Origin of the sequence: Gottfriedia acidiceleris (assembly GCF_002128425.1) — a bacterium.
GTDB classification, from domain to species: domain Bacteria; phylum Bacillota; class Bacilli; order Bacillales; family Bacillaceae_G; genus Gottfriedia; species Gottfriedia acidiceleris.
This window is the reverse complement of record NZ_NESS01000002.1, coordinates 194072-219281: the sequence shown is the minus strand read 5'-3', so window position 1 is coordinate 219281 and position 25210 is coordinate 194072. Positions and strand designations below refer to the sequence as shown.

Annotated in this window: 30 protein-coding genes, 3 pseudogenes and 3 riboswitches; of the genes and pseudogenes, 4 read left to right on the top strand and 29 right to left on the bottom strand. The window is 31.9% G+C overall.

Annotation, left to right across the window (positions count from 1 at the left end; translation table 11 throughout):
- Nucleotides 1-42: 42 nt before the first annotated feature.
- The 7 genes and pseudogenes from kdpB to tnpA form a co-directional block, all read right to left on the bottom strand.
- On the bottom strand, nucleotides 43-2115 hold the full coding sequence (gene kdpB, locus B6K90_RS04995; protein ID WP_088011646.1) for a potassium-transporting ATPase subunit KdpB: 2073 nt from the start codon (nucleotides 2113-2115) through the stop codon (nucleotides 43-45).
- 15 nt (nucleotides 2116-2130) lie between these two features.
- The gene (gene kdpA / locus B6K90_RS04990; RefSeq protein WP_088011645.1) at nucleotides 2131-3801 is read right to left on the bottom strand and encodes a potassium-transporting ATPase subunit KdpA; all 1671 of its coding nucleotides are present in this window, start codon (nucleotides 3799-3801) and stop codon (nucleotides 2131-2133) included.
- A gap of 16 nt (nucleotides 3802-3817) precedes the next feature.
- Nucleotides 3818-3898, bottom strand: a complete 81-nt coding sequence (gene kdpF, locus B6K90_RS24505) for a K(+)-transporting ATPase subunit F (protein ID WP_088011644.1) — start codon at nucleotides 3896-3898, stop codon at nucleotides 3818-3820.
- A 199-nt stretch (nucleotides 3899-4097) separates the two neighbouring features.
- Nucleotides 4098-4262, bottom strand: a riboswitch (cyclic di-AMP (ydaO/yuaA leader).
- A gap of 54 nt (nucleotides 4263-4316) precedes the next feature.
- Nucleotides 4317-4712: a hypothetical protein gene (locus tag B6K90_RS04975; protein ID WP_088011642.1), complete on the bottom strand. Its 396-nt coding sequence runs from the start codon at nucleotides 4710-4712 to the stop codon at nucleotides 4317-4319.
- A gap of 120 nt (nucleotides 4713-4832) precedes the next feature.
- A riboswitch (cyclic di-AMP (ydaO/yuaA leader) is annotated at nucleotides 4833-4975 on the bottom strand.
- 257 nt (nucleotides 4976-5232) lie between these two features.
- Nucleotides 5233-5374: riboswitch (cyclic di-AMP (ydaO/yuaA leader) on the bottom strand.
- Between the two features lie 139 nt (nucleotides 5375-5513).
- The gene (locus tag B6K90_RS24040; protein ID WP_235821715.1) at nucleotides 5514-5777 is read right to left on the bottom strand and encodes an adenine nucleotide alpha hydrolase family protein; all 264 of its coding nucleotides are present in this window, start codon (nucleotides 5775-5777) and stop codon (nucleotides 5514-5516) included.
- A 119-nt stretch (nucleotides 5778-5896) separates the two neighbouring features.
- The gene (locus B6K90_RS24035; RefSeq protein WP_235821714.1) at nucleotides 5897-6109 is read right to left on the bottom strand and encodes a hypothetical protein; all 213 of its coding nucleotides are present in this window, start codon (nucleotides 6107-6109) and stop codon (nucleotides 5897-5899) included.
- 90 nt (nucleotides 6110-6199) lie between these two features.
- A pseudogene (gene tnpA / locus B6K90_RS04965) lies at nucleotides 6200-6424 on the bottom strand (IS200/IS605 family transposase); the annotation flags it as partial.
- A 218-nt stretch (nucleotides 6425-6642) separates the two neighbouring features.
- Here tnpA and B6K90_RS04960 point away from each other — a divergent pair.
- Nucleotides 6643-6975: pseudogene (locus tag B6K90_RS04960) on the top strand (hypothetical protein); the annotation flags it as partial.
- Nucleotides 6976-7626: 651 nt separating this feature from the next.
- On the opposite strand, the gene B6K90_RS04950 reads toward B6K90_RS04960, so the two are convergent.
- From B6K90_RS04950 to B6K90_RS23590, 3 genes are all read right to left on the bottom strand, one after another.
- On the bottom strand, nucleotides 7627-8772 hold the full coding sequence (locus B6K90_RS04950; protein WP_167555279.1) for an HD domain-containing protein: 1146 nt from the start codon (nucleotides 8770-8772) through the stop codon (nucleotides 7627-7629).
- Between the two features lie 629 nt (nucleotides 8773-9401).
- The gene (locus B6K90_RS23595) at nucleotides 9402-9539 is read right to left on the bottom strand and encodes a hypothetical protein (RefSeq protein ID WP_167555278.1); all 138 of its coding nucleotides are present in this window, start codon (nucleotides 9537-9539) and stop codon (nucleotides 9402-9404) included.
- A 219-nt stretch (nucleotides 9540-9758) separates the two neighbouring features.
- Nucleotides 9759-9935: a hypothetical protein gene (locus B6K90_RS23590; RefSeq protein WP_167555277.1), complete on the bottom strand. Its 177-nt coding sequence runs from the start codon at nucleotides 9933-9935 to the stop codon at nucleotides 9759-9761.
- Nucleotides 9936-10614: 679 nt separating this feature from the next.
- Here B6K90_RS23590 and B6K90_RS04945 point away from each other — a divergent pair.
- From B6K90_RS04945 to B6K90_RS04935, 3 genes are read left to right on the top strand one after another with little or no spacing between them, the layout of a single operon-like run.
- Nucleotides 10615-11013 carry a hypothetical protein gene (locus B6K90_RS04945; protein ID WP_088011639.1) on the top strand — a complete coding sequence of 133 codons (399 nt, stop codon included), beginning with the start codon at nucleotides 10615-10617 and terminating at the stop codon, nucleotides 11011-11013.
- A gap of 12 nt (nucleotides 11014-11025) precedes the next feature.
- Nucleotides 11026-11229 carry a helix-turn-helix transcriptional regulator gene (locus tag B6K90_RS04940; protein WP_088011638.1) on the top strand — a complete coding sequence of 68 codons (204 nt, stop codon included), beginning with the start codon at nucleotides 11026-11028 and terminating at the stop codon, nucleotides 11227-11229.
- A 39-nt stretch (nucleotides 11230-11268) separates the two neighbouring features.
- Entirely contained in the window at nucleotides 11269-11475 is a 207-nt protein-coding gene (locus B6K90_RS04935) for a hypothetical protein (protein ID WP_088011637.1), read from the top strand.
- A gap of 323 nt (nucleotides 11476-11798) precedes the next feature.
- Here the strand turns inward: B6K90_RS04935 and B6K90_RS04930 are convergent, their stop codons facing one another.
- The 19 genes and pseudogenes from B6K90_RS04930 to B6K90_RS04840 all read right to left on the bottom strand — a co-directional run bounded on the left by B6K90_RS04930 (nucleotide 11799) and on the right by B6K90_RS04840 (nucleotide 25154).
- Nucleotides 11799-12266 (bottom strand): hypothetical protein, encoded by a 468-nt coding sequence (locus B6K90_RS04930; protein WP_088011636.1) that lies wholly within the window; start codon nucleotides 12264-12266, stop codon nucleotides 11799-11801.
- Between the two features lie 170 nt (nucleotides 12267-12436).
- Nucleotides 12437-12784, bottom strand: coding sequence for a DMP19 family protein (locus B6K90_RS04925; protein WP_167555276.1), 348 nt, complete (start codon nucleotides 12782-12784; stop codon nucleotides 12437-12439).
- The gene (locus B6K90_RS04920) at nucleotides 12748-12993 is read right to left on the bottom strand and encodes a hypothetical protein (protein ID WP_088011634.1); all 246 of its coding nucleotides are present in this window, start codon (nucleotides 12991-12993) and stop codon (nucleotides 12748-12750) included. The genes B6K90_RS04925 and B6K90_RS04920 overlap by 37 nt, the downstream gene beginning before the upstream one ends.
- A 74-nt stretch (nucleotides 12994-13067) precedes the next feature.
- Nucleotides 13068-13409 (bottom strand): GNAT family N-acetyltransferase, encoded by a 342-nt coding sequence (locus B6K90_RS04915; protein WP_139840693.1) that lies wholly within the window; start codon nucleotides 13407-13409, stop codon nucleotides 13068-13070.
- Nucleotides 13410-13652: 243 nt separating this feature from the next.
- Nucleotides 13653-14738 (bottom strand): DUF3626 domain-containing protein, encoded by a 1086-nt coding sequence (locus B6K90_RS04910; RefSeq protein WP_088011632.1) that lies wholly within the window; start codon nucleotides 14736-14738, stop codon nucleotides 13653-13655.
- 258 nt (nucleotides 14739-14996) lie between these two features.
- A complete protein-coding gene (locus B6K90_RS04905) occupies nucleotides 14997-15698 on the bottom strand; it encodes an NAD(P)-binding domain-containing protein (RefSeq protein WP_235821713.1) in 702 nt (233 codons plus the stop codon).
- A 189-nt stretch (nucleotides 15699-15887) separates the two neighbouring features.
- Nucleotides 15888-16349, bottom strand: coding sequence for a hypothetical protein (locus B6K90_RS04900; RefSeq protein ID WP_088011631.1), 462 nt, complete (start codon nucleotides 16347-16349; stop codon nucleotides 15888-15890).
- 181 nt (nucleotides 16350-16530) lie between these two features.
- Nucleotides 16531-17286 (bottom strand): annotated as a pseudogene (locus B6K90_RS04895) (AAA family ATPase).
- A 132-nt stretch (nucleotides 17287-17418) separates the two neighbouring features.
- Complete coding sequence (locus tag B6K90_RS04890) at nucleotides 17419-17925, bottom strand: hypothetical protein (RefSeq protein WP_088011630.1); 507 nt, start codon at nucleotides 17923-17925, stop codon at nucleotides 17419-17421.
- A gap of 223 nt (nucleotides 17926-18148) precedes the next feature.
- Nucleotides 18149-18655 (bottom strand): thioredoxin domain-containing protein, encoded by a 507-nt coding sequence (locus B6K90_RS04885; RefSeq protein WP_088011629.1) that lies wholly within the window; start codon nucleotides 18653-18655, stop codon nucleotides 18149-18151.
- 257 nt (nucleotides 18656-18912) lie between these two features.
- Nucleotides 18913-19275, bottom strand: coding sequence for a hypothetical protein (locus B6K90_RS04880; RefSeq protein WP_088011628.1), 363 nt, complete (start codon nucleotides 19273-19275; stop codon nucleotides 18913-18915).
- A gap of 209 nt (nucleotides 19276-19484) precedes the next feature.
- Nucleotides 19485-20057: a suppressor of fused domain protein gene (locus B6K90_RS04875; RefSeq protein ID WP_088011627.1), complete on the bottom strand. Its 573-nt coding sequence runs from the start codon at nucleotides 20055-20057 to the stop codon at nucleotides 19485-19487.
- Between the two features lie 148 nt (nucleotides 20058-20205).
- The gene (locus tag B6K90_RS24500; RefSeq protein ID WP_407920495.1) at nucleotides 20206-20709 is read right to left on the bottom strand and encodes a barstar family protein; all 504 of its coding nucleotides are present in this window, start codon (nucleotides 20707-20709) and stop codon (nucleotides 20206-20208) included.
- A 227-nt stretch (nucleotides 20710-20936) separates the two neighbouring features.
- On the bottom strand, nucleotides 20937-21698 hold the full coding sequence (locus tag B6K90_RS04865) for a hypothetical protein (protein WP_088011626.1): 762 nt from the start codon (nucleotides 21696-21698) through the stop codon (nucleotides 20937-20939).
- The gene (locus B6K90_RS04860) at nucleotides 21688-22188 is read right to left on the bottom strand and encodes an RNA polymerase sigma factor (protein WP_088011625.1); all 501 of its coding nucleotides are present in this window, start codon (nucleotides 22186-22188) and stop codon (nucleotides 21688-21690) included. The genes B6K90_RS04865 and B6K90_RS04860 overlap by 11 nt, the downstream gene beginning before the upstream one ends.
- A gap of 167 nt (nucleotides 22189-22355) precedes the next feature.
- Complete coding sequence (locus tag B6K90_RS04855; protein ID WP_088011624.1) at nucleotides 22356-22925, bottom strand: VanZ family protein; 570 nt, start codon at nucleotides 22923-22925, stop codon at nucleotides 22356-22358.
- A gap of 173 nt (nucleotides 22926-23098) precedes the next feature.
- Nucleotides 23099-23842, bottom strand: coding sequence for a transglutaminase domain-containing protein (locus B6K90_RS04850; protein WP_088011623.1), 744 nt, complete (start codon nucleotides 23840-23842; stop codon nucleotides 23099-23101).
- Between the two features lie 228 nt (nucleotides 23843-24070).
- Nucleotides 24071-24514, bottom strand: a complete 444-nt coding sequence (locus tag B6K90_RS04845) for a GNAT family N-acetyltransferase (RefSeq protein WP_088011622.1) — start codon at nucleotides 24512-24514, stop codon at nucleotides 24071-24073.
- 85 nt (nucleotides 24515-24599) lie between these two features.
- Nucleotides 24600-25154 (bottom strand): GNAT family N-acetyltransferase, encoded by a 555-nt coding sequence (locus B6K90_RS04840; RefSeq protein ID WP_088011621.1) that lies wholly within the window; start codon nucleotides 25152-25154, stop codon nucleotides 24600-24602.
- Nucleotides 25155-25210 lie beyond the last annotated feature (56 nt).

The window sequence follows — 25210 nt, the reverse complement described above, 5'->3', positions numbered from 1 at the left end:
TTTATCTTCCTTTATTATTGTATTTTTTTATTTACACTTGAATTAAGCCATGAATAAAGCGACAACTAAATCGATTAACTTAATTCCAATGAACGGTACAACCATTCCACCTAAACCATAAATGAATAGGTTTTTTCTTAATAATGCATTTGAACTCATTGGTTTGTATGCGATCCCCTTCATAGCTAACGGGATCAAGATCGGTATGATGATTGCATTGAATATTAATGCTGACAAAATCGCCGATAATGGTGAATGTAATGCCATGATGTTAAGTGTATTCATTTCTGGAATTGCAACCGCAAACATTGCTGGGATGATCGCAAAATATTTTGCCACGTCATTCGCAATACTAAATGTAGTTAATGCACCACGAGTCATTAATAATTGTTTACCGATTGATACGACTTCAATGATTTTCGTCGGATTTGAATCTAAATCAATCATATTTGCTGCTTCTTTTGCAGCAGCTGTCCCGCTATTCATAGCTAAACCAACATCTGCTTGAGCTAGTGCTGGAGCATCATTTGTTCCGTCACCTGTCATTGCCACTAATTTACCTTTTGCTTGTTCAGCTTTAATAACAGCAATTTTATCTTCTGGCTTACATTCAGCGATAAACTCATCAACACCAGCTTCTTTTGCAATTGTAGCTGCTGTCAAAGGGTTATCCCCTGTACACATAATCGTTTTAATTCCCATACGTCTCATTTCTTCAAATCGTTCACGCATTCCAGGTTTGACGGTATCTTTTAAATAAATTAAGCCATAAATTTTATCGTTTACTGCTACTGCAAGTGGTGTTCCACCTTCTTTTGCGATCGAATCACTTTGCTTTAATAATCCTTTTGGAATGATACCGCCTTGTTCCTTTACCCAATCAACTACCGCATTGACGGCTCCTTTACGTATTTTCATTCCATCTTTTAAATCGATTCCACTCATACGAGTCTCTGCTTTAAATGGTACAAACTCTCCATCATCAGCGATTTTCGAATCAAAAGCTAAACCTTTTCTTTTTACCCATTCAATAACGGAGCGACCTTCAGGTGTTTCATCTTGTACAGAACTGATTGCAGCCCATTTTGCGACTGATTCTAATGATTCATCTGCAGAAGGAACTAATTCATAAGCCATACGGTTACCAAATGTAATCGTTCCTGTTTTGTCTAAAATAATGGTATTTATATCACCAGCTGCCTCTACAGCTTTACCGGACATTGCAATAACATTAAACTTTGTTACTCGGTCCATTCCTGCAATACCGATTGCTGATAATAAGCCACCAATTGTAGTTGGAATTAAACAAACAAGTAATGCAATTAATACAGATGTATCAATTGAAAAGCCTAAATACTTTGTAAAAGCTGGTAGTGTGACTACTACAATTAAAAAGATTAACGTTAAACTTGTTAAAACCGTATTTAATGCAATTTCATTCGGTGTTTTTTGACGTTTTGCACCTTCAACTAATGAGATCATTTTATCTAAAAATGACTCCCCTGGGTTACTAGTGATTTTCACAGTAATCTCATCACTAACAACCATCGTACCACCTGTAACTGAACAAAAATCTCCACCCGCTTCTTTAATGACAGGCGCTGATTCGCCAGTAATTGCTGATTCATCAACTGATGCTAATCCTTTAATTACTTCTCCATCGCTTGGAATAAATTCTCCTTGCTTGACTAAAACGATATCACCTTTTTTTAATTCTGTAGCTGATACTTTTATAATATTTCCATTTGACTTTACAAGATTTGCTGATACATCTTTTTTCGATTGTTTTAATGAATCAGCCTGTGCTTTACCACGCCCTTCAGCCAAAGCTTCAGCGAAGTTTGCAAAAAGGACTGTCTTTAAAAGGATTAATGATACTAGAGCATTAAACCATTGCGGCACATTTTCAGAAATATCTGGAAATGCAGTTAATATCAACGTAATGATAAAACCAATTTCAACGACAAACATGATTGGATTTTTAATCATTACTTTTGGATTTAATTTTACGATTGACTGGACGATTGCGTCTTTCACAATATCTTTATCTAATGTTTTTGCTTTTCTTATTTCCGTTTCATTCGTTGTATCCATCGGAACAATTGATTTACTCATTTTATTACTCCTCCATTAATTTAACGTAAGAAATTCGGCAATTGGTCCAAGAACAAGGACAGGGAAGAACGTTAAAGCTCCAACAATAATTGCTGTTCCTACGAAAATACCACCAAATAAACTATTATCAGTTCTGAATGTTCCAACTGTTTCAGGAACCACTTTCTTTTCTTTTAATGATGCAGCTACTGCTAGCATTGTAATTAATCCGAAATATCGACCTAAGAACATTGCAACACCAGTTGTGATATTCCAGAATGGTGTATTATCACCTAGACCTTCAAAACCTGACCCATTATTCGCAACCGCAGAAGTATATTCATAGATTGCTTGTGTTAATCCATGGAATCCTGGATTTGAAATTGCATCCGCTCCTAAATGAGTTGATAATGCTACTGCTGACAAACCTAAAATCAATAGTGGTTGGAAAAGCAATGTAACGGCTATTAGCTTCATTTCTTTTCCTTCAATTTTCTTACCTAAAAACTCAGGTGTACGACCGACCATTAGGCCTGAAATAAAGACTGCAATCATCGCGTACATTAATACGTTAATAAAACCAGCACCAACACCACCGAATACTGTGTTTAACATCATATTCACTAAAGGTACCATTCCACCGATTGGTGTTAATGTATCGTGCATTGTATTGACTGCTCCAGTTTCTGAAGCCGTTGTTACAGTTGCATATAATGCAGAAAATGCAGTACCAAATCGAACCTCTTTACCTTCCATATTGCCAGCAGAATGGTCAATTCCAAGTGAATTTAAAACATGTGTACCGCCAGCTTCAGCTGTATAAAGCGTTGCGAATCCAATTAAAAACATCATAAACATTGAAACAAATAACACGCGTCCTTGCTTTTTATTACCAACCATTTTTCCATACGTATATGGTAGAGCCGTCGGTAAAAGCATCATTAAGATCATTTGAATTAAATTTGAAAATATCGTTGGGTTTTCAAATGGATGAGCCGAGTTTACACCAAAGAATCCGCCACCATTATTACCAAGTTGTTTGATTGAAAGTAACGAAGCAACTGGTCCTCTAGAGATGTATTGCTTTACACCTTCAATTGTGTGTGCTACCGCTGTTCCTTCTAATGTTTGCGGTACTCCCAATGCTACAAATATAAAAGCTGTGATAATTGAAATTGGTAGAAACACTCGTGTAATTGCTTTAATAAAATCAACATAAAAATTACCAAATTGTTTTCCAGCTAATCCTCGAATAAATGAAATAGCTAGCGCCAATGTAGTAGATGGTGCAACAAACATCATGAATGTAATAGCTGACATTTGAGATAAATATGATAATCCACTTTCACCACTATAATGCTGTAGATTTGTATTCGTCATAAAGCTGATTGCTGTATTAAAGGCTAAAGTAGGCTCCATATTTGGAATATGACTTGGATTTAAAGGAAGTGATCCTTGAAACCTAAAAATTAAGTAAACTACAAAAATCATAAAACTATTCGTCAAAACTAATGCTAATATATATTGCTTCCAATTTTGATTCGTCTGTTTAATACCGGATATGTTAAAAATTAATTTCTCAATTGGATTAAAATACTTATTAAAATTCGAGTCCTTTGACTCGAATACTTTTTCTAAATAAAGCCCCATTGGTTTTGCTAAGAAAATAAAGCATAATATACTGATAAAAACTGCAATCCAAACCATAATGTATGGTTCCTCCTTAAAATTTCTCTGGATTTATTAACGCATATACTAAGTAACCTGTAACAAGAATGACAAGTATTCCTAAAGCGATTGTCATTGATCCTTCCCCTCTTCCACCACTGAATCTGACCAAGTGATTAATGCTGCCATTAAAACAGTCAGAACCAAAATACCACCAATCATATACATGTCTAACACTTTTAATCCCTCCATTTTTTTACTAAATTCCTTAAAGATGAACGCAAAAAAGACACTGGGAGAATCCCCAGTGCCTAAAAAAGACATCACTAAAGGAAACCTCCTCTTTACACGCTTACGAGGTTAGCTGTCGGATTCGGGCCTAAAAAGTAGCCCTACCTTTTAAAAAGGATTCACCCCAAGTGCATTTGCACAAAAAAATTGGTTCCCCCGCTTCAAGTCTCGTTCTTCACTCGACAATTTGAACTCAGCGATCGTAGGTTATTAAATTAATTATCATCTTTTTACCATTTTTGTTGTTATTTTCGATAAACTCATTACTTTAAAAAAGGCAAAATATGAATTGAATTTGTATAAATTACTAAGTTTGCACCAAGTAATTTATATGTTAGAACAGAATACTTTTTATTTTCAGTAATTAAGATAATTGGTGCTTTAAAATACCTTTGAGCACACTCTAGAAAATGTGAAGTTGTCTCTAATTTATCACTATAAACAATTATTTTTGAAATTCGTTCACATTTTTCCTGAAATAAAAGAATATCTGATGATTCTTTTAACACGTTTAAAAATCCTAATTCCTTAATTTTTCTAACTGCCTGATCCTTTCTTGTAATAATAATCAAAGTTTCAGTTAGCTCTAATAGACATTTAAAATTATTAATCTTATCATCTTCGTCAACAAATAGAACGATTTGTTCTGGACCTTCCATCAAAATTTCCTCCTTGAATAATGCTTACTACTCACTATCCCTAAGTGTTTTCGATTTGTTAGAAGGCAGCAAAAAGACACTAGGTTATCCCTAGTGTCTAGACAATGACAACAAAAGGAAACCTTCTCTTAGGCACGCTTACGAGGTTAGCTGTCGGATTCGGGCTTTTAAGAGTAGCCCTACCTTTTTAAAGGATTCACCCCAAGTGCAATTTGCACACAATTTGGTTCCCCCGCTTCGAATGAATTCAGCGATCATAGGTTATTTGATTACAATTAGTAATCTGTTTGTACTATTCGATTATGAACGTTACTTTACACTCCTAAATTCAACTTGTAAAGTAGTAAATTAATATTTTTGCACATCTTTACAAATATTCATGTTTATTGAATTTGATTGGGCTATTCGATAATTTTTTTTTTACTCTTCCCTTCTTCCATATGCCTATGGTCGTTAATCTGTTTTAGAACACAAAAAAGACACTAGGATTCCAAGTGTCTTTTTTCAAGGACAAATAGAAACCTTCTCTAAAACACGCTTACGAGGTTAGCTGTCGGATTCGGGCTTTTAAGAGTAGCCCTACCTTTTTAAAGGATTCACCCCAAGTGCAAATGCACAATAATTGGTTCCCCCGCTTCAAAAGAATTCAGCGATCATAGGTCATTAAATTTTTTATTATGTTCGTTAATATACTCCTGTAAATTCATTTTGTAAACTACATTTTTTTAAAATTTTTTAAGTTGTTCTAAAGAAACGCCAAATTATTTTATAAAAATAACAATTAATTTCGATTATCTGATACTATATACAAATCAATATTACTCGTTTATGCATTATTGCATTAACAATTGAGTCTTTTGTAATATCTTCAAATCTGGATCGTGCTAATTGGCCAAGTAGTATTTGAGTAATATTGTGTTTTTTTGCGATATTTACAATAACATCTGCCGGTTTACTTCCCTTTGAAGGCTCTTCAGTAAATACTGCGCCTAATTGCTCTGTCAGTTCTCTCCATTCTGATACAGTTACTTGCCTTGTAGGAGAATTAAAATTCCCACTTTCCATTTTTACAGTTAAAACAATTAGATCTGCATTTAATCAGTTAGCCATTCTCCAGCCTCGTCGGATAAGCTTCCCAGCAGTAGAACCGTGGAGTGCTAGTTCTCGTATAGCACCTAAATTTGTTATTGTAAAAAATTATTTATTCTCTGTTCAATTTTCTCTTTATTATTAATCTTTCCATCTTGTAATCTCTTTTGAAGTGCTTCCGGAGTTAGGCCAATTAACTGCATTTCATTTGCTTTCCGTACAAAAGAGTCAGGTACTCTTTCTCTTACAGCAACTCCGGTAACTTGTTGTACCATGTCATGAACACTTTCTAAATGCTGGATATTCATTGCCAATTCACATTAATACCAGCAGCGAGTAATTCTTCAACATCCTCATATCTTTTTACTCTTCCTCTTTAAATATCCTACAAATGCTTACACACTAATCTTTGGCGGGATGCTAACTAACATATGAATGTGATCCTTACACGCTGTGGCTTCTATAATCTCAACACCTTTTCTTTCACATAAAGTTCGAAGTATTTCTCCTATATCTTTCTTTATTTTCCCGTAAATGACTTGCCTTCTGTATTTTGGGGCGAATACGATGTGATACTTACAATTCCAGGTTGTATGTCCTAAACTATTACTGTCTTTTGACATAAAAATTCCTCCGTATGCTGCTATTTTGGCTGGCGAACCAAAAATAGTTTAGCACCTTGGGAGAATTTTTTTAATACCTCGCTGTAAGCTTTTTAGAACCCTAGGTCTAGCCTAAGGTTTTCGTTTCCACAATAAAAGGCTGTCGACTTTTTCGACAGCCTGACAAGCAAATTTGCTTGTTATTTTATTTTTATTTATATAATAGGCAAAAAGGTCAACCTACACCTTCAAATATTAAAGTGGAAGGCTTTTTTTCTACAAAAGGACAACCTGATTATACTGCAGATTATTTTTTAAACGATGAAAAATTATTTTCTATATTAAAAATAAACGCACAAGAATTAAAACAAGAACTAACGACAGGAAAGACTGTAGTTGAGATTGCAGCTTCTAAAAATGTTTCTAAACAACAAGTAATTGATGCCATTGCACAAACACAGGCACAAATTCAGATTGGTAATAATGATGATCAAATGGAGCAAATGAAAAAAAATATTGAACCAAAAGTAGTACACATCATCGAGCATAAAACTGAAACTCCATGGAAGTAATAAATAAATAGTTATAACGTTCGGTCTCCCCATACCATATAATAAAAGAACCCTATTATTCTAAAAACAGGGTTCTTTTACTTTTTTCTACTAAAACATCCCCTTTTCTGATGCAACTAATCTGCCATTTTGTTGAATAAAAAATGAGCTGCTAGCAACTCGTGATCTACAACTAAAGCAATGCGTTAGTTACATAAGAAAAATGAGATGTAGCCCCTTTGAAAAATATATTTTCTTGATTTTGCTAAGGTGCAGTTTTTGTAAACTCATTTATGATTTCCATTATAAACTTGTAAACTATAACGGTAAGTGGCAAAAAATTTATAATTAAAGCAAAAATTCTTTTAACTAGGTTTTCTGTGCTAAACATGGAAATTATACTTAAAGGAATGCCAAGCACTGTAAGCACAACCGAAAGCATGACTAGACCTTCAAATACAGGTTCCACCTCCTCAGAAGTTACGGATACTAGGAACACACTTATAGGTATTAACGTAATCGTAAGCAGCGCAATAATGAATGTGATTTTAGTGAATACCTTAAGATCTTCCCTTACCAAAAAAATTCACCCCTTTTTAGAAAATCAATAGTTAAATAGGAGTCCAATTATCAATCAGCTCTCACCCAAATCTTATTCAACTATTGCATTAGTTAGTTGCATAACTTCACAGGTGTGGGAAGAGTAAAGTAATACTCTACTTTAGGTAAGAGTGATGATTCTAGTAGGTGATCAGAAATCTCTTTTGCGTCTCTTACATTAGTATTTGTTTTTAGCAATACGTTTGATTGATAAGCGTAGTAACCTTTATTGTGTTGAATATATGAAATGATTGATTCTTCGTTGCTTGACAATTCGACTTTATCTAAAGAATACGGTAAACTTTGTTTTTCACTAAGGTACAATTTAATAAGGTCTTGTAAATATTTATCTCCGTTTTCAAAATCTTTAGCTTCCTTCATTTCCTTAAGTAGAACTTCATCTGTTAGTGCCAAGTAAGATTCAATAGAGGTATTTTCAATTGGATTTATTAAAACTTCTTGAAGTAACTTAGAACGAATGTGATTTCTGCTTTTTAATTCTGATAAAATCACCTTTAATAATATGTCCTTTCCAATGACACCTGGATTTCCAAATCCTGAATGAAAAAGAGAATTTTTAATCAAAGTCATCTGTTCGATATGATTGATTCCATTTTCGTCGATGACCACTTCATGGTTCCAAATTATCATTTGATTTAAAAGAGAATTTAAATCCATTTGGTTTAACTTTAAATCTGAATGAATTAGGTCTCTATTCCAAAAATCTAATTGATCTAATCCTAATGGTCCAAATAGAATTTTTTCAATTACCTTAAATTTCCCTGTATAGCTTAAAACCTCAATAACATCATCAAACAAACCAGATATTCTATTTAAAATGTTTTTAATTTCGTCAGATTCCTTGATCAGTTTTATTGTCCATTCATGATGAGAATGGTTCGATATGCCCTCAAAACAATGGGAAAACGGTCCGTGACCGATATCATGTAATAGTGCCGATATTAAAAGTAATTTTTTTTCATAATTTGTAAATTCATTTTGAAATTTACTAATAAATTTAGTTGCCAAGTTATGTACGCCTAAACTATGTTCAAGCCTATTATGAGTTGCTTTAGAATGAATAAAAAAAGTATTTCCTTGTTGTTTGATATAACGTAATCTCTTCAATACACTTGTTTCGATTAACGCTAGAATTTCTGGATCTTCAATAGTTATTTTTCCATGTACTAAATCTTCATAACTGATTTTATTATTCAAATTTGAAACTCCTATTCTTTATTTTCTTAATATATAGATTATACGATAAATATTAAAAATCTTGTTCAACTAATCTGCCATTTAGCTGCATAAGAAAAACGATCCTTCGTTATTGAAGAATCGCATGCGTTAGCCATCCATGAATCCTCAGATTCACAACAGTGAATGGAAGCTTATATCGTACTCCCATGGTAGTTGTATAAGAGTTTCTAAAGGTTGTCTAATTAGACAACCTTTTTTAGTTCAAAAATCATCAATTAAATTTAACAGAGCCTTGCGTAAATGGAAAATATTATTCGAGGGTACATTTGGAAATAGAAGAGAATGTTCTCTTGCGTAATGGGTTTAGAATTATGTGTTGTTATAATAATGAACCTTCAAGTAAAACCATTTTTGTGGCGTAGTACAAAAAAGAGTTTCAAGATCCGTTTTCACTGTGTTTTTATACCAATGATCTGTTGAATTTTTTATTTCGCTTAATCGAATCCTTAACATAGAATGTACTTCTATTGGAAAGGTTGTTAATAATTCTAAAGGTTGTTGATAATTCTCCATTTAATATAGCAGACACTTTCTCACAAAAAATTCCTGTATTGATGTTAAATTCCACTTGATTTTTTGTATTCCATTTATTCAATTGAATGTTGACGGTCCATGAAATATGTGAATTTTTCATCCATCGCTTGCAATTTATTTTCCATTGACTGCATTCTTTGGTCTAATGATTTGATTGCCATTAAAATCACTTGCGTTGATTCATCATTCATTTTGACTTCATCCTTTCGATTCGATTCGAACGATAATCGATCGGTCATTTCTGGTTTGTGTAAAAAAGGAAAGATATCATTTTAGTTTGGTTGAATGTGTAAAAATGTTAACATTCAAAAATGAAATAGTCATGACATAAAATATGGATGGACTGGTTGACCTAGATGGATAGCGTCCGGGTAGTTACGAGTAGAGGGCGATAAGATAAAAAAGCATCCTTACTGGATGCTCTTGATTTGTGTCACAATTTCGTTGTGTTCGGTGATTAATCTTTTCAACTGTTCTTCGAGATGAGGGTCGTGTTTCTTCGCTAAGATGATCTTGACGATGTCGATCGCTTCACGCGTCTTCATTAATTCTTTTTGCAATTTTTCGACTGCATTCAATTTTCCCATGTTTTACCCTCTTCTTCATTCAGTTTAGTGGATCCGGTCCATAACTGTCCGTTAAGCATACCAAATAAAGCAGATAAATGCACACTTTAATAGTCATGAGTTATTAATTCGAAAAGAAAAAGTATCGAACGATGGTTAGAATAACTGGAATGAAGATGATCCAGCCAATGGATCCGTTGAAACCAGCTCTTGCAATGGATTTGATGTTTCCTTGTAATAATTCGTTGGTGTGCTCATCGAGAACAATTGCTTTGTTCTTTTCAACGGGTGAACGAAGAAGTTGACTGAGATGCCACTTCGAACGGTTTACTATATATTTTGATATTGTTGGTACTGTTGGCAATGACGAGCGTATACAGTCTCTTTTGTTGATTAAATTACGCACTTATTTCAAGCGAAATTTTTTGAATCGTATCGATTGTCATCTATTGTTTTTTGAATAGATTTTGGTACACCATCGTTGTATCTATACAAGGATTCTTATTCAACTAACGCATTAGTTAGTTATATAAAGGTTCGCTCATTATATTCTTTATAACTATTACTTAATCGGCTTAAGATTTTACATATTGACATTTTTTTAAAACAACAGTAACATGAAGTAGGCTTCACATGAAATAAACTTCACGTGAAGAAAACTTCACTTTTTGCGTGGTAAATTGATTAGGAGAGATATATTTTGAAAAATATGTTTAGGGATCGGTTTTTATTGTCAAGTTTGCTCATTGTATTTGGGAGTATAAAATTAATTTTCAATGAATCGGTAGGATTTAATTTCGGATTTATCTTGTTATTATTAGGCGGAATACTTTTGTTATATTCAATAGCCTGTTACATTAAATCTAGAAATAACACTGTAATAGAAAAGGAATTATCAAAGGAGTATGACGAAAGAGATATGATAATTGATGGGAAAGTTGCCCATTTATCCTTGAATTTGCTGGTTTGTGAACTTTTAATTATTATGTTTCTATCCAATTTTGTTGTAATTTCAACAAATGCTGCATTATTTATACTTTTAGTTTCATTGATAATAAGTGATATGGTATCTAGAAAATTTTATAATCATGTCCTTTAATTAGGAGGAGTTATGATAAATAGAGTGAAAGAATTGAGAATGAAACATGATATAACACAACAAGAATTAGCTGATAAAGTAGGTGTATCTTCAAGAACGATCATCTCATTAGAAAAACAAAAATATAATCCATCTGTTCAACTTGCATATAAAATAGCTTCAGTTTTCAATTTATCAATTGAAGAAACTTTTATTTTTGATGAAGATGACAAATAATTTCATTACATTACTTAAACAAACAACGGAGGAACGAAAATGCTTATAATCTTATTTATTTTTGGAATAATTTTAATTACTTGGGGTCTTTATCGTATGAGAACAGACAAAGGCTTATTTGGAAAAAGTCAAAGAAGTAAAAACATATTCAATTTATTATTAATGGGAGAAGCATCTGGATTAGGACAATTTTTGGGTGGAGTTTTATGTATTATCATAGGTATTATCGCGTTTTTTATTAAGTAGTAACAAATTAGAATATAAGTTTTATTAGTATCCATCTCATTTTATACTGAACTTAATTCTAAAGAAATTAGTAGATTAATAAATAAAAGCATGTTTTGTTCAAGCTATTCAAATCATGCTTTTCATTTTTTTATAATCTTTAAAAAAGTTACTATGGTATTTAAATAATGTTAAATTCTTTCTATAAAATTAACTATATATAAACAACTAGTAGCCAAATTAAAGTTAGTATCCAAAATTGCTAAATGATCATTTATATATGCTATTTTATTATTCAACTATGGCATGCGTTAGTTTAATAAGTAAAAGCTATATTTTGTAGTTTAAATTCCTATATGATAAATTTTATGACTATGTTTTTCAACTTCAACAATTAGTGCGATTAAAGCATCAAATTGTTGAAGTACTTCATCTTGATCAAAAGTATTTTTCTCATACTCTCCATCTTCTTCATCATCACCTTCAACGTACATACCCGTTAATGTTATTACTTTTGGAGCACTTGCAAATATCATTCTCCATCCAAGAAGAACGTCTTTTAAAATAGTAATTGAGTTTTCATCGAAAATCGTAATACCATAATAATCTAAACCCATTTCATGAAATCGTCTTGTAAAAGGTGTGTTTTTAGATGGTACCCAATTTATCGTATCAGCCATATACAGAATAAGGTCATCGTTTATTTTAACGTGAGCTACTGCGAACTCTTTTATAGAATCCATGTAACCCATTAAATCATTTTTTAAGGTTGCATCTTTTGATACTAAATAAAAATCATGGATTAATGCCATTAAATTTAAAACTCCTCATTATTTTCTTAGGTTAATTCTTATTGATTTTAAATAAATTATACCATTTCTTATTCCATTAAAATGTTATTTCACATAATAAAAAGGCTGTAAACCAGCCTTTGTGAACTTCAACTAATGCATTATTTAGTTGAATAAGAGAATTTGAAATTTCAGTTGTTTAGTTCCCTGATCAACAATGATTTATTTTTATCTACATACAAAATAAGGTAATCAAATATGTTTCTATCTTCTGAAGAAATATAAAGTTTTTCCGCAATTTCACAAATTCTATCTGCCATATCATCATATGCTGAGCCATGTGTTTCACTAAAGCCTTGAATGCTATAAAGTTCTTGATCATTTGTATTAACTCTTAATTGAGAAGTAAATATATTATTCTCATCCAATATATGCTTGATATTATTCAATATATTGTGATCTTGTTCTGCTTTTATCTTTTCTAAGGTTTCTATTGTATCGTTTAGATAAACACCACTTGAGTTTTCAAGAAAACCCAATATACCTTCCATTGCAAGTTCAGTATGAGAATAATCTCTCTAATTTGTTCAGGGATTTTATAAAAATATTCCTCTTGGAATATTAAATAATTTTCGCCTTCATATAAGTTTGATGCAATTTCTTCTACGATTTCTTCGCCAGATTTATCTTTTAATTGCTTCAATGAAACTAAATTATTAAGAAATTCTCGATAATTCCTATCTCTCATATCAAAAACTACCTTTGAAATAAACTAATGACCCTATTGACCTATCGCAGGCGTTAGGTGCACAAGGTTCAATTTTATTTTCTATGCATTACAAATTGTGATTTAGTATATTTAAAATGATTTTTTGTATAAAAAGGAATTAATTCTTCTTCACAAAACAAGCTAATAACATCAATATTAGATAGCTCATCTAACAACTTGGAAACTAGATTCATTCCAATTCCCGAATGTCTGTATGAAGAATGAATAACCACGTCCTCTATGTATGCTCTAAATTCATCATCTGAAATCGCTCTAGCATATCCTATAAGTTTTCCGTCTTTCCATGCACCTATTGAAATTACAGATTCTAGCATCTTTTCAATATCATTCTCGTTCCTCTCTGCCCACCAACCTGCATCTTTATATAGTTTCATAAGCTCAATTGCTTTAAATGGTTTTTCAGTGTACTTCAAATAATCTACTTTCACTTTATCCCCTACTTTTCATAAATATTTCCATTGTTTATTTTACATAAAAAATTTCAAATTGTCTTATTTGATGATACTGCAATAAAGAAAATAGAGCCGATCATCTCAGCTCCTACGTATTGTTCAACTATTGCTCAGCGTTAGTTCAACAAGGAATCTAATTGATAGTTGACTAATGTAATAATCTGTTCAATTACCAAATGGTTTTCCATATCTTACTAAAACATGCCACAATAGTTTTAATTCTTGAAGTACCTCATTATAATTACCTCTATCTCTCCAAGCATCTGGATAGTGCTTCAAGTTCATTACTGCAGTTCCAATTGTATTTGCATTAATATAATTGTTTTGAGCTATACGTTTTGCTAAGGAAGGCATAGATGGGCCACGAAAATCTGAAGGAACCTCGTCTACCATTAGTTCAAATCCCCTGTGCCAATAAAGATTAATAGAATACTTTAGGCATAACTGTTCTAATATATCCCCCACATGAGTGTTTCTAAATGAAGGATCTGCAACAAGTACTTCCACATCTTCTTTGAGTGAAATAACACCATGGACCTGGGCTTCAATGTAATGATTTAGATTTCGGTTTGGATCATTGTTTGCTGGGTATTTAAACGGACTCTTAAGATTGTCTAGCAAATGATTGACTAACTTTACTGGAGTCAGGTTTCTTTCACCGATTGCAAAATCACTTACAAATACATCTTCCAACAAAGCAGCTAGTATGCTATTAAATTCTTCAAATGTCCCCTTCTCTTTTGGATCTTGATGGGAATCTAAATATGTAAATGTTGATCGATTTGAAACAACAGGTGCTAGAAGAAAATAACATGACCCAAAGCGTGGAGCAGGTCCATCTGAATGTAACATTAGATTTAGGGCCCCATATTTTGGTCGTTGATTATTTGTTGTGCCCTCCAGTTGATAAGCACCTCCAAAAATTCTCTTTTCCCAAAGATCACGATCCCCACCAGAATATGCCGATACGCTACCATTAGATAACCCCGATTCAAATTGGCTCTTATAAACTCCTTGTTCAAACAGCGCTTCAGCAACGGTTTTCATAGTTGAATCTGGTCTGTCTGGATGGAAATGAAGTCCAATCCTTGCATTAGCTTTTAAATTGGAAACAGCATTTGTAAATGTATTTCCCGTGATATTTGCCATTTTAAGTACATGATTAATAACTGCTTGTGCTTCAAATTTATTGCTTCTTGCATAATTAGTAATATATTCGACAGCTAATTGTTGTGACTTAGTTAATTTCATAGTAATGAGACACCCCTAAAGCTAATATTAAATAATACTTCAACAAATTTTTTGTTTTCCTTCTTCCACTAACCTTCTAATTACTACTTTAATATAAAATGAGCCACATCTGTGACCCATAATCTTCAACTATCGCTGAGCGTTAGTTGTACAAGTTGGTTAAATCCTCTGTATGAATATGAAAACATTTGGAATGTTTTAGATTTTTTATAAACGACTTTATTATAGATGTAATAATTTTACTACTACACAATAGCATTATCTTCTATGTTTTATTTCATTTACAATTTCGATTGCAAAATGTCCAAGGTTCCCTTTACTGTATGAACGTACTACTTCTGGAAAAAGTGATGTTAGGGCTCTGTTTTTATATTCAACTGGGAGGTTTTTCTTTGCAAACTCTATTTCGAGCTCGATGGCCGCTTTAACTGCCTGATAGGTAGCAGTTTTGTTAACCGTTATTACTACTTCTTCGCTGTCTCTTTTCACCTCTCCAAGAAACCGAAATAACTCTAAAATTTCATCAGGTAAGGAATGTTCTGTAATAAATAATCCATTACCATGTTCATATAAGTCGTTGGAATGACCCATATATTTCATGCCTGCAATAGATAAGTCAGGAAATTTACTACAAACCTCATTTGTATTCAAAGCGGTTGCCATATTGATTAAGTAGGTATTCTCAAGAGGGAATTGTGGAGAAACGAGTTGAGAAATAAACGGAACCACAGTATCTGAAGGCATGGCCAAAATACAAACACTTAATTCATAAATATCTTCTTTCTTAATCAGATATCCATTTGAATAACGAGCAATGAAGTGCTCAGCTTTTGACTGATTAGGGTGATAAACTCCAATTGGTATTTGTTGATCACACCAATGTTTCATCATAGAACTACCCAATTTTCCAATACCTACTAAGCCGATCCGGTTCTGTTTCTCTAATAGAAGACGTTTCAATAGAGTTCCTCCTTTAATATAAATTGCTATTTTTTACATACATCCTAAAGTTCATTGCTCTATTTGTATATACCTTCTTTAATTTTACTGCCACAGGACAAAAATAAAAAGGCTGTGTGACAACCTTTTTTAATCTTTAACTAATGCATTTGTTAGTTGAATATACATCCAGGTTGCATGCGGTTACACTTACTTCAATTTAGACTTTCTAATAATAGATGAAAATTCGTTAAATTTATCGATAACGCTTTGACATAAAGGGTGTACATCATCTTGAAAACTCAATGGTAATATCGCTTCTCTATGAAGCTGTCTAAGAAGTTTGCTAAAGGCTTTATCAATGGCCGTTACAAACATATAAAGATTAAAAGAATAGATATCTCTGCCACCAGGTTGATGCCTAATTTGATCGATTCGAATTTTATTACTATCCCTTACAAAATTATAATAGTCACTATTACCGTAATTACTCAGGCGAACACGACTACTATTGCCATTATAAAGAGAGGATAACCCTAAGAATAGCTGAGGTAAAATAACGGAACCTAAACCAGAAGTAAAAGTGAAAACCTGTTGATCTCCAGAAACAGTAATATTGACCTCTCCATATTCAAGGTCAATTTCTACTAAACCTTTATAAGTTGAACTCAAAAGAACACCCCATTTTGGTTGTTATAATTTAGAAATTCAATAAGTTTATAATAAATCCTTGTTTCACTATCCTGTCAGTTTGTTAAAATAAAAAAAGACCGACAAATTGCCGATCATGTTGTTCAACTATCGCTGAGCGTTACTTGTTTAAGTAAATTATGAATTTAACAATAGTCCTACTTCACTCGAAAAGATGGTGCAATAATCGATCTTTATCTTCAAAAAACTGTTTCATAATTGAATAATGATTCGTGTCTTCTAATTTAGAATGACTCATACCGTTTTCTGTAAGTTGAATAATCTTAGCATTCGGGTAAGCCATAATTACCGGTGAATGAGTGGAAATAATAAACTGAGAACCTTGATTAACAAGATCATTAATTCTAGCTAACATCGACATTTGCCTTAATGGTGACAAAGCTGCTTCTGGCTCATCTAATATGTATAAACCGCTTCCTTGAAAACGCTCCATAAATGCTGCGAAAAAAGATTCGCCATGAGATTGTTCATGTAATGATTTTCCTCCATATGAATCAATTATCTTACGGCCAGAGAATGGTTCCTTATCCAATTCCTCAATATTGGTTGCTATATTATAAAAAGTTTCTGCCCTAAAGAAAAAAGAATCCTTTGCCCTGTTTACTCATTTTACTATTTGCAGGTATTCATCTAAATTTGAGTGGGAGTCATAACTAGAAAAATTAAAGTTTAACGTGCCACCTTCCGGATTAAATCCCAAAGCTATAGCAATCCCCTCAAGTAAAGTTGACTTACCCATTCCATTTTCTCCAATAATATAAGTAACACTTGGATGAAACATTATTTCTTGGAAATTCCGAATTACTGGGAGATTAAGTGGGAATTGATCATATGAAGATATTTGCTCACTTTTAAGATTAACAGACCTAATGTATTGAGATTCTTGATTTAACTTCACTAATTAATCACCTCGTTTTGTAAACAATCCTTTTTAGAACAAATGTCTCCATTAATTACTTCTCAAATTGAACTAACGCATTAGTTAGTTGAATAATAATTTCATTTATTTAGCTAGGCTGCCAACTTTATTCTAAATCTTTTTTAACAAAGGATTAATTACCTCTTCAATGTAATTCTGATATCCATCCAAATTTGTAATAACTGGATATGATTCAAAGAACAAATTAGCACCTTTAATAACTTCTTTGCAAAAATATGTTGGTTCAATGTCATATTCATTTGTTTGTTCGCCAATTTTTAGTGAAATTCCATTGTTTACATTTTTCTTAATAGATAAGTAACATTCATAATCTGGATAACATTCGTTTCCTTCTCCAGTTGATAAAAAGCCTTGAATTAATTGTACATAAACTAACCACATATCTGTTAAAGTTCCAAAATAGGTGGAATCTATAATACTTGTCGTATTAAATTGCATATCAACAAATCCGTATAATCTTTCTCTTCCTGATAGGAATTGAAGTTTTTCTTTGTTAAATTCTCGAAATTCTATAAAATGCTTACTGTAATCTGTTGGTTTTACTAACTCACCATACCATTCACCATTTTTGTATACATAAGTTTTGATACTTAACATATTTCACCTCAAAATTTTATTTATTATTTTACATAAGTTTGTTTATTTAAAACTGCTTTAATTATATTCTGAGTACTACTTTCGCTTTATTTTTTCTAAATTTTCTACTTAAATAATAACACTTCTTATGCAACTAATCTGCCATTTTGTTGTATAAGAAAAACGATCCTTCGTTTTTGAAGAATCGTATGCGTTAGTCACTTAATGTCTAATTCTAGAATTGTTATGATTTCTTTTTCTCTTTTTCCCATTCCTTAACTTTTTTGTCCATTTCATCATTCAAACCTGCTGCATTACTTTGGTCGTGAATGGCTTTTTTGACATACTTAGATGGGAATAGTTTTTTTAAGCCGTCTTCAAACATCTCGCCATCACCAGGTTCTTGGTAATCAACAACTTCGTATGAATTACCTTTTTCTTTTAAGGTAATTGATGCTGGCACAACACTACCAGTCTCTAATTCCGCTTTTGTAGAATAGGAAAATCCTTCATAAAAATATTGAAGATAAACTGTCGTTTTATCGTTCATTTTTTTCGACCCGTAGATTTTGTGTGCCTCAAAACCTTTGTCAGTTGGATTGTTTAAATTACCTTTGTACTTTTCAACGATATAATTCGAGATAACAGTATCCATTTCCTTTGAAACACCTTTTGCCGATGTTTGACTGCAACCTGCTGCACTTACGACCACTAAACAACTTAACATTAAACTCACAACTTGCTTTTTCAAGAAAATCTCACTCCATTTATAATTAATCTTCATGATTTAGTCACTTTTATTAGAAATTGAATCTAGCTTATTTCCATGTTTCCAGTAACTCCCATAAAGTTCATTATACATTGTATATCTCCTACTGTAATTTGGGGGAATTCCACTTTTTTTCAACAAAATTTAAATTATTCTTAAGCAACTAAACTGCCATTACAATAAAAAAATCGACTTTTCAGCCGATCAAGTTGTTCAACTAACGCACCCGTTAGTTGTATTTACTTCAACTCAAAAGATTCTTCATTTCCATCCCACTTAATGGTTACTTTAAAAACATCTGAATCTTTAGTAACTGCACAACCTGAACAAGAGGTTTTCATTCTAATGACGGTTTCAACACTTTCACTTTCTGTTCGCTTACTGCCAAGAGTAGGTCCATCGACATTGATTTCTAAATTTTTTTTTATTTGTTTACCATCTTTGAATACAAATTCAAACTGACCATCTTCGCTAGTACCATCTACATTTGTTATGTATTCGCCTTTCCAATGTTCGCTTTGACCTTTAAAATGAAGGGTTTCATTTGAACAACCAACTAACAGAAACAAGGAAACCGAAGTCAACAAGTACATTTTTCTCAAAGTAACCTCTCCTTTATTACCATAATATGTTAATTCTCGAACTAAAATGTTAATCCCTTCATTTACACTATCAATGTTATTTAATGAATTCTTATTGAGCTAAACTGCCATTATGTTTAATAAGAAAAAGCGATCTTCTATTGAAGTATCGCATGCATTAGTTGCATAAGGAATAGTTTATAAAAAATTAAAAAAAAGCTGTTTCTTCCTCAATCAATTATACTTTCTCGATGAAAATCAATTAAATCTGGATCAATTTCCTCTAATAAATCTTCAAACCTTGACCATCCATTTTTTAAAATATATTCAGCTTCTAGTTCGGTAATAGGTACCATCCAAACTTGAACAATAGGAACATCCCCATCACCTACCTCAAATTCATGAAATGACTCTGGAAAATAAACTGGAACAGTTGCATACATTGCTTCTAATTTTGTACCTTTAACCAACTCTCCTCTTGGTCCAATAACTTGTCCTCTTAAATAGGGGAGATGACTTTCTATTACCTCAAGTCCTAGTTGTTGAAGTATGTTAGGAATATTTTGATCACCAAACTTTGAATCTGCCACAATAAATAATTCTTGTCTGATGCTTTTACCAGATTCAGAACTCTTTAAAGAATGATGACTTAATCCCAACGTTGAATATGTAATAGTTCCTTTAAATGGACCCTTCTTAAACTTTACAATTTGAAATGGCATTTCATGGTTATCAGCGTCAGTGTTCCATCCATAATCAATTTTACCTAAATGACTTTCCAAGAAGTCTATGTAACTCCCCATATAGTTTAACCACCCTAATTCATGTATTTAGATTCGTATTATCATCAATTTAGTTACTATTTTATCATTTCTTTTGAAACTAAACTGCCATTTTGTTGAATAAAAAAACGAGTTGCTAGCAACTCGTGATATGCAACTAAAGCATGCGTTAGTTGAACAAGAACTCACATTTCCAATTGGGAAATTCCTGATTATGCTCTAGAAGACACTCTTTCATTATATTCGAATCTTCAGGTAATCTTTTAACCAATTCTGACCACCCAACAAATTCTATTTTATTTGGTAACTCAACGACTCCAGTAATGGTCTCCCAAAAAGAGTCCCAATTTTCACTATAATAATCTGGAAATTTCAGTTTTTCTTTCAATAGTGCATGCAATTCTTTGTTAGTTTTTACTTTCGTTACATCAACTATTAATGTGGGTGCTTCAGTTTTTTTCTTTTCAATTATGTATAGAAAAACAATAAAATAAGGCAAGAAGAATAAAAAAAACAATAAAATAGAACCTTGTAATTTGTAAAAAAAAGTAACTGGAGCTGCATAATGGAGCATTATTAATGTTTTTGGATTTGGTAAACAAACCATTATAAGCATAAGAATTAATAAAAAAGGTGGTAATAGAGTCCAATATTTTTTTCTATGTTTTTTCATTTTTATGTCCAGCTTTCGTTATCTAATTAATAAATTTTACCATGCAATGTACATTACAAAACACCCCTAAAGCATAATAAAAGAATGATTAATCAATCCTTTTTTATGTCACTTACGCATGCGTTAGCCAACCATGAATCCTCAGATTCACCACAGTGAATGGAAGGTTATATCTTACTTCCATAGTAGTTGAATAAACATAAAACATAATTTTCATTTTTTTATTCTTATTTTAAAAGCTTTAAAAATTCCCCTTCAGGTTTCATCATCTTGGTCCCCTTATCCGAAACAAAATAGATTGGTTCACTTCCTGATTCATAGACTGCTATTTCTAATTCATTTATATGTAACTTTCTAAGCACTTTACCTGAAGGTTGATTTTGGGTATCATAAGCTTCATCATTTATGAATTTTTGTATTTGATTTATTTGATCTTCATTAACAATTTCTTTTATTTTTTTATTGTTTTCGTCGTATACATCTACACGCTTTGGAACAATTGAAATCCATTTGGAAGATGGGATTATTTTATTTAGGTCAAAATTCACTTGGGTTTGATCCTCTTGTGGAAAATAAGAAGTCGAAATGTCTAATTCAACTTGACCTTCTTTTATCCAGCGTGCATAACCTCCAGGAATTCGTTCAATTTCTTTAGACTCATTGTGTTCCAATACCCAACCGTGTTTTGGTAGATTCTTAAGATAGTAATTATAGATTTCTTTCCATCGATTCCCTTTCATTACATAATCATTTTGCCTCGGTTCTAGGCCTTTATATAATCCAATATCTTTTCTTTGTTCAGGTATCACACTCATTCCTTCATATGTATCATCAGTAATTTTTTGAAAAGCAATAATCCCAGCAACGAACACTAAAATAGATGTGATTGCAGAAATTAATATAATTCTAACTGATTGCTTTCTTTTTGCCTTTGATAACATTTTTGTCACTTTACGATCAAGATCAAAGTCAAAATCATCATTCTTCATCATTTTCCCTCCTGTAAATTTTCTTAAATTCATTTCGAGCTCTATACAAAGATGTCTTTACGGTCTCTTCCTTCATTTCTAATAACACACTAATTTCCTTGTAGGATAACTCAAAATCATATTTTAAAAGTAAGATGTGTTTGTACATTGGGTTTAATTGATTAAGTACTTTTTGTATTTCCAACTGCATTTCTTTAGTTAAAATAGCTTCTTCTAATCCCTTTGTTCCGATTAACTGAACCGATTCAAGAGGAAATTGTTCAATACGCCTACGACGCCTTAATAGGTCCCGATGCTTATTTATCGCAATCTGGAATAACCAGGTTTTTATGTAGGTAATGTCTACTTGGTAAATTGTCAGTAAAGCCTTATTTAACGTGTCCTGTACAATATCATCTGCATCCGCCCGATTGACGCCAATTTTTAATAAATAGCCGTATATATTCTTTGCTGTCTTGATTAAAAGCTGATCTATCTCTTCATTCCCCATTAGTTCTCTCCTTTCTACTAGTTAAACGTTCAAAGACGAAAAATGTATACAGAATTTTTCAAAAAAATAACAAAAAAAATAAGTTGCCGTGGCAACTCAAAAATCTATTTACCCACTGCTTGTTAAACGAAAGCAATCGTTAGTTGCATAAAATTTGAGTGTTCACATTATTGACGTTCAATGGTTTTTTCTGATTTCATTGTGAATATATTTGAAGATTTCTTGTTTAAAAATTTCCAAATTACATACCCAAAATATGCCCCTAAAGTATTTAATATCAAATCATCAATGTCTGCTGCACGCCCCATTGGAACAATATATTGAACAATTTCGATAAAAAAAGATAACAATAATCCTATGAAAGCAACATTAAGAACTATTCTCTTATTAAATGTTCTGCGTAAAGAAAGGAGAAATCCAAAAGGAATGAATAAAAGAATATTAAGTCCTAAATTACGAATTGGTACTGTAATATCAACAGAATTAAATATAATATCATACATTCCTATAAATGGTACAAAGTTCACTACTCGGGGCATTGCTACACCATAAGAAAGTGGAAAAACAGTTATTAATAAAATAGCAATAATGCTAATCACAAATAAATTATTTACAACCACTCTTTTAAAATTTGAGTTCTTCTTCTTAATAACAAAGTATGTAGTAAAACCCATTGCTAAAACGATTATGATAAATAAAGGAACAACATCACCAAATGCTCTCCATAATTGAATCACTATTTTTCTTCCTCCTTAAATACGTAGCATAAAATCATTTTACCATAAATTTTATCCAGTTTTTGGAAGTTTTCTTATACAACTAATCTGCCATTTACTGCAATATAAAAACTGCAATTAAGCATTTTTTGACCCTCAACTATTGCGATGTGGTAGTTGTACAACAAATACTTTTAGATAGGATTATAATAAATTCTACTAACTGCATTTGTGTATTCAACATCTCCAATTGAGTATGCCTGCTGAAAGACTTTTGGAAAATGAGAACCTAACGGAACTAACATTAATTGTTTTTTATCTTTATAAGAACGGTCAATGTTTACTCTGTTATCGAAATTGATTGTAAAAAAGAATAGGTATGGGAAGATCCAATCGTAGTAAGAAAAGCCATCATTAAATGATCCCTTTATATCCACTGTACTCTTATTACTCAGGGCTAATTCAACAGCATTTAATGGTTGGTTATTTTTATAAGTAACTACATTGAACTGAGGATCTGCCATTATCCATTTTCTTATTTTAGAAATATATATTTCTACAACCACGTGACCTGCACCATATTGTCTGGTCTCACAATCCTGTGTTTTTAATGATAATAGTCTCGAGCGAAGTCCCAAAGCATTTAAGCACCCATTTAGAACTACGGCATATTCAACACACCGATATTGGTTACCTTTAAAAACTTGCTCTAAAATATATAAAGGATCAAAGTGATCGGGTACTTTTTCACCATTATGCTCCCATAAATTATTTACCCAATTCATTACAGCTTTCACTTTTACCAAATCGTCCATATCATCATTAACTAGGCTTCTTAATTTATACCTCTCACGAAGTTCTTTTAGATATTGATGATTGTAATCAAGCCATAAAAACTTATCTTGAACCTGAATTTCTTCAACAGAAAAGGTAATCATAATATGTCCTCCATATAATTACTTAACTTTGATTATCTATTAAATTCTACTTAAAAGTCTATTAATCATTTGATTAAAAATAACCTTCAAATTCAAAATAAATTTCTCATCATATTCATTTCTTATGCAACTAATCTGCCATTTTGTTGAATAAAAAAGGATCGACAAAATTGTCGATCACGTTTCATGTTGTACAACTAATGCATTAGTTAGTTGAATAAGGAATATTTAAACAAGTGATTTTACCATTGTGTAATAACTACTACCTGGTGGATAATCTTTAACCTCACCAACAATCTTATAACCATATATTTCGTAAAATGAACGAGCTTGGAATTCGAAAGTAGTTAACAATGATCTTGTTGCACCTTTACTTATAGCGATTTCCTCTGCTTTTTCAAGAAGATCACGTCCTATTCCCTTGCCTCGAAATTCTTCACTAAACCAAAAATCCTTAATTTCAATCCAATCCCAATAAACTTCCGCAGTTAGTCCACCTATCCAATTTTTATTATTATCCGATACCATAATATTGATAGGTTGAACCGCACCTATTTTTCTAGCCTCATTATGATGAAGTGAATGTTTATTATTAAACTCTTTTATCTTGTTTTTTAAGTAAATTGCAAACTCATCATTATCCTCTAATGAAACTTCTATATTATAGTTCATCATTCTCTCCCTTAGTTACTCAATATTTTATTTCTCCACCTAATATTTTACCAAAAATATCCACTAACTTAATACTCCTTAAGACCTATATCAAATTTTTGTAATATACTAGATGATCAGTCCATTCACCAAATTCAAAAATAAATCCTTTCCTCGTGCATTCAAACTCCATTCCAACGCTTTCTGCTAATTTTATTGATGATATATTATCAATGTTAATATGAGCTTCAATACGATGGAAATTCAAATCTCTAAAGGCGATATTAAGTGCCTCTTTGACTGCTTCTTTAGCGTAACCTTTTCTCCAATACTGATTATGAATGGTGTAACCAATTCTCCCCCATTGAAAATCATTTCTTGCTAATGTAGAGAAATCTATCATTCCCAAGTGTGTATCTACATCTTTCCGAAAAACGCCAAATACGTGAGCAGTATCATTCGATGCTAATTCCTGATGTTTTTTCACCAAATTAGAGAACCATTCTTCTGTACATTCACTCATATCAATCTTACCTTTATCATATTTGTGTTGGGATGGAAGTCTATTTTCAAATTCACAAAGCCAATTTTTAAAATCTTCATCTTTTAATGGTCTAATTATTAATCTTTCCGTTTCTGAAATACAGTCAAATTTGTTCAAATATAACAACCTTTCTTATTAAATCTCATCTTTACTCTAAAAATCTTTTCTATTTA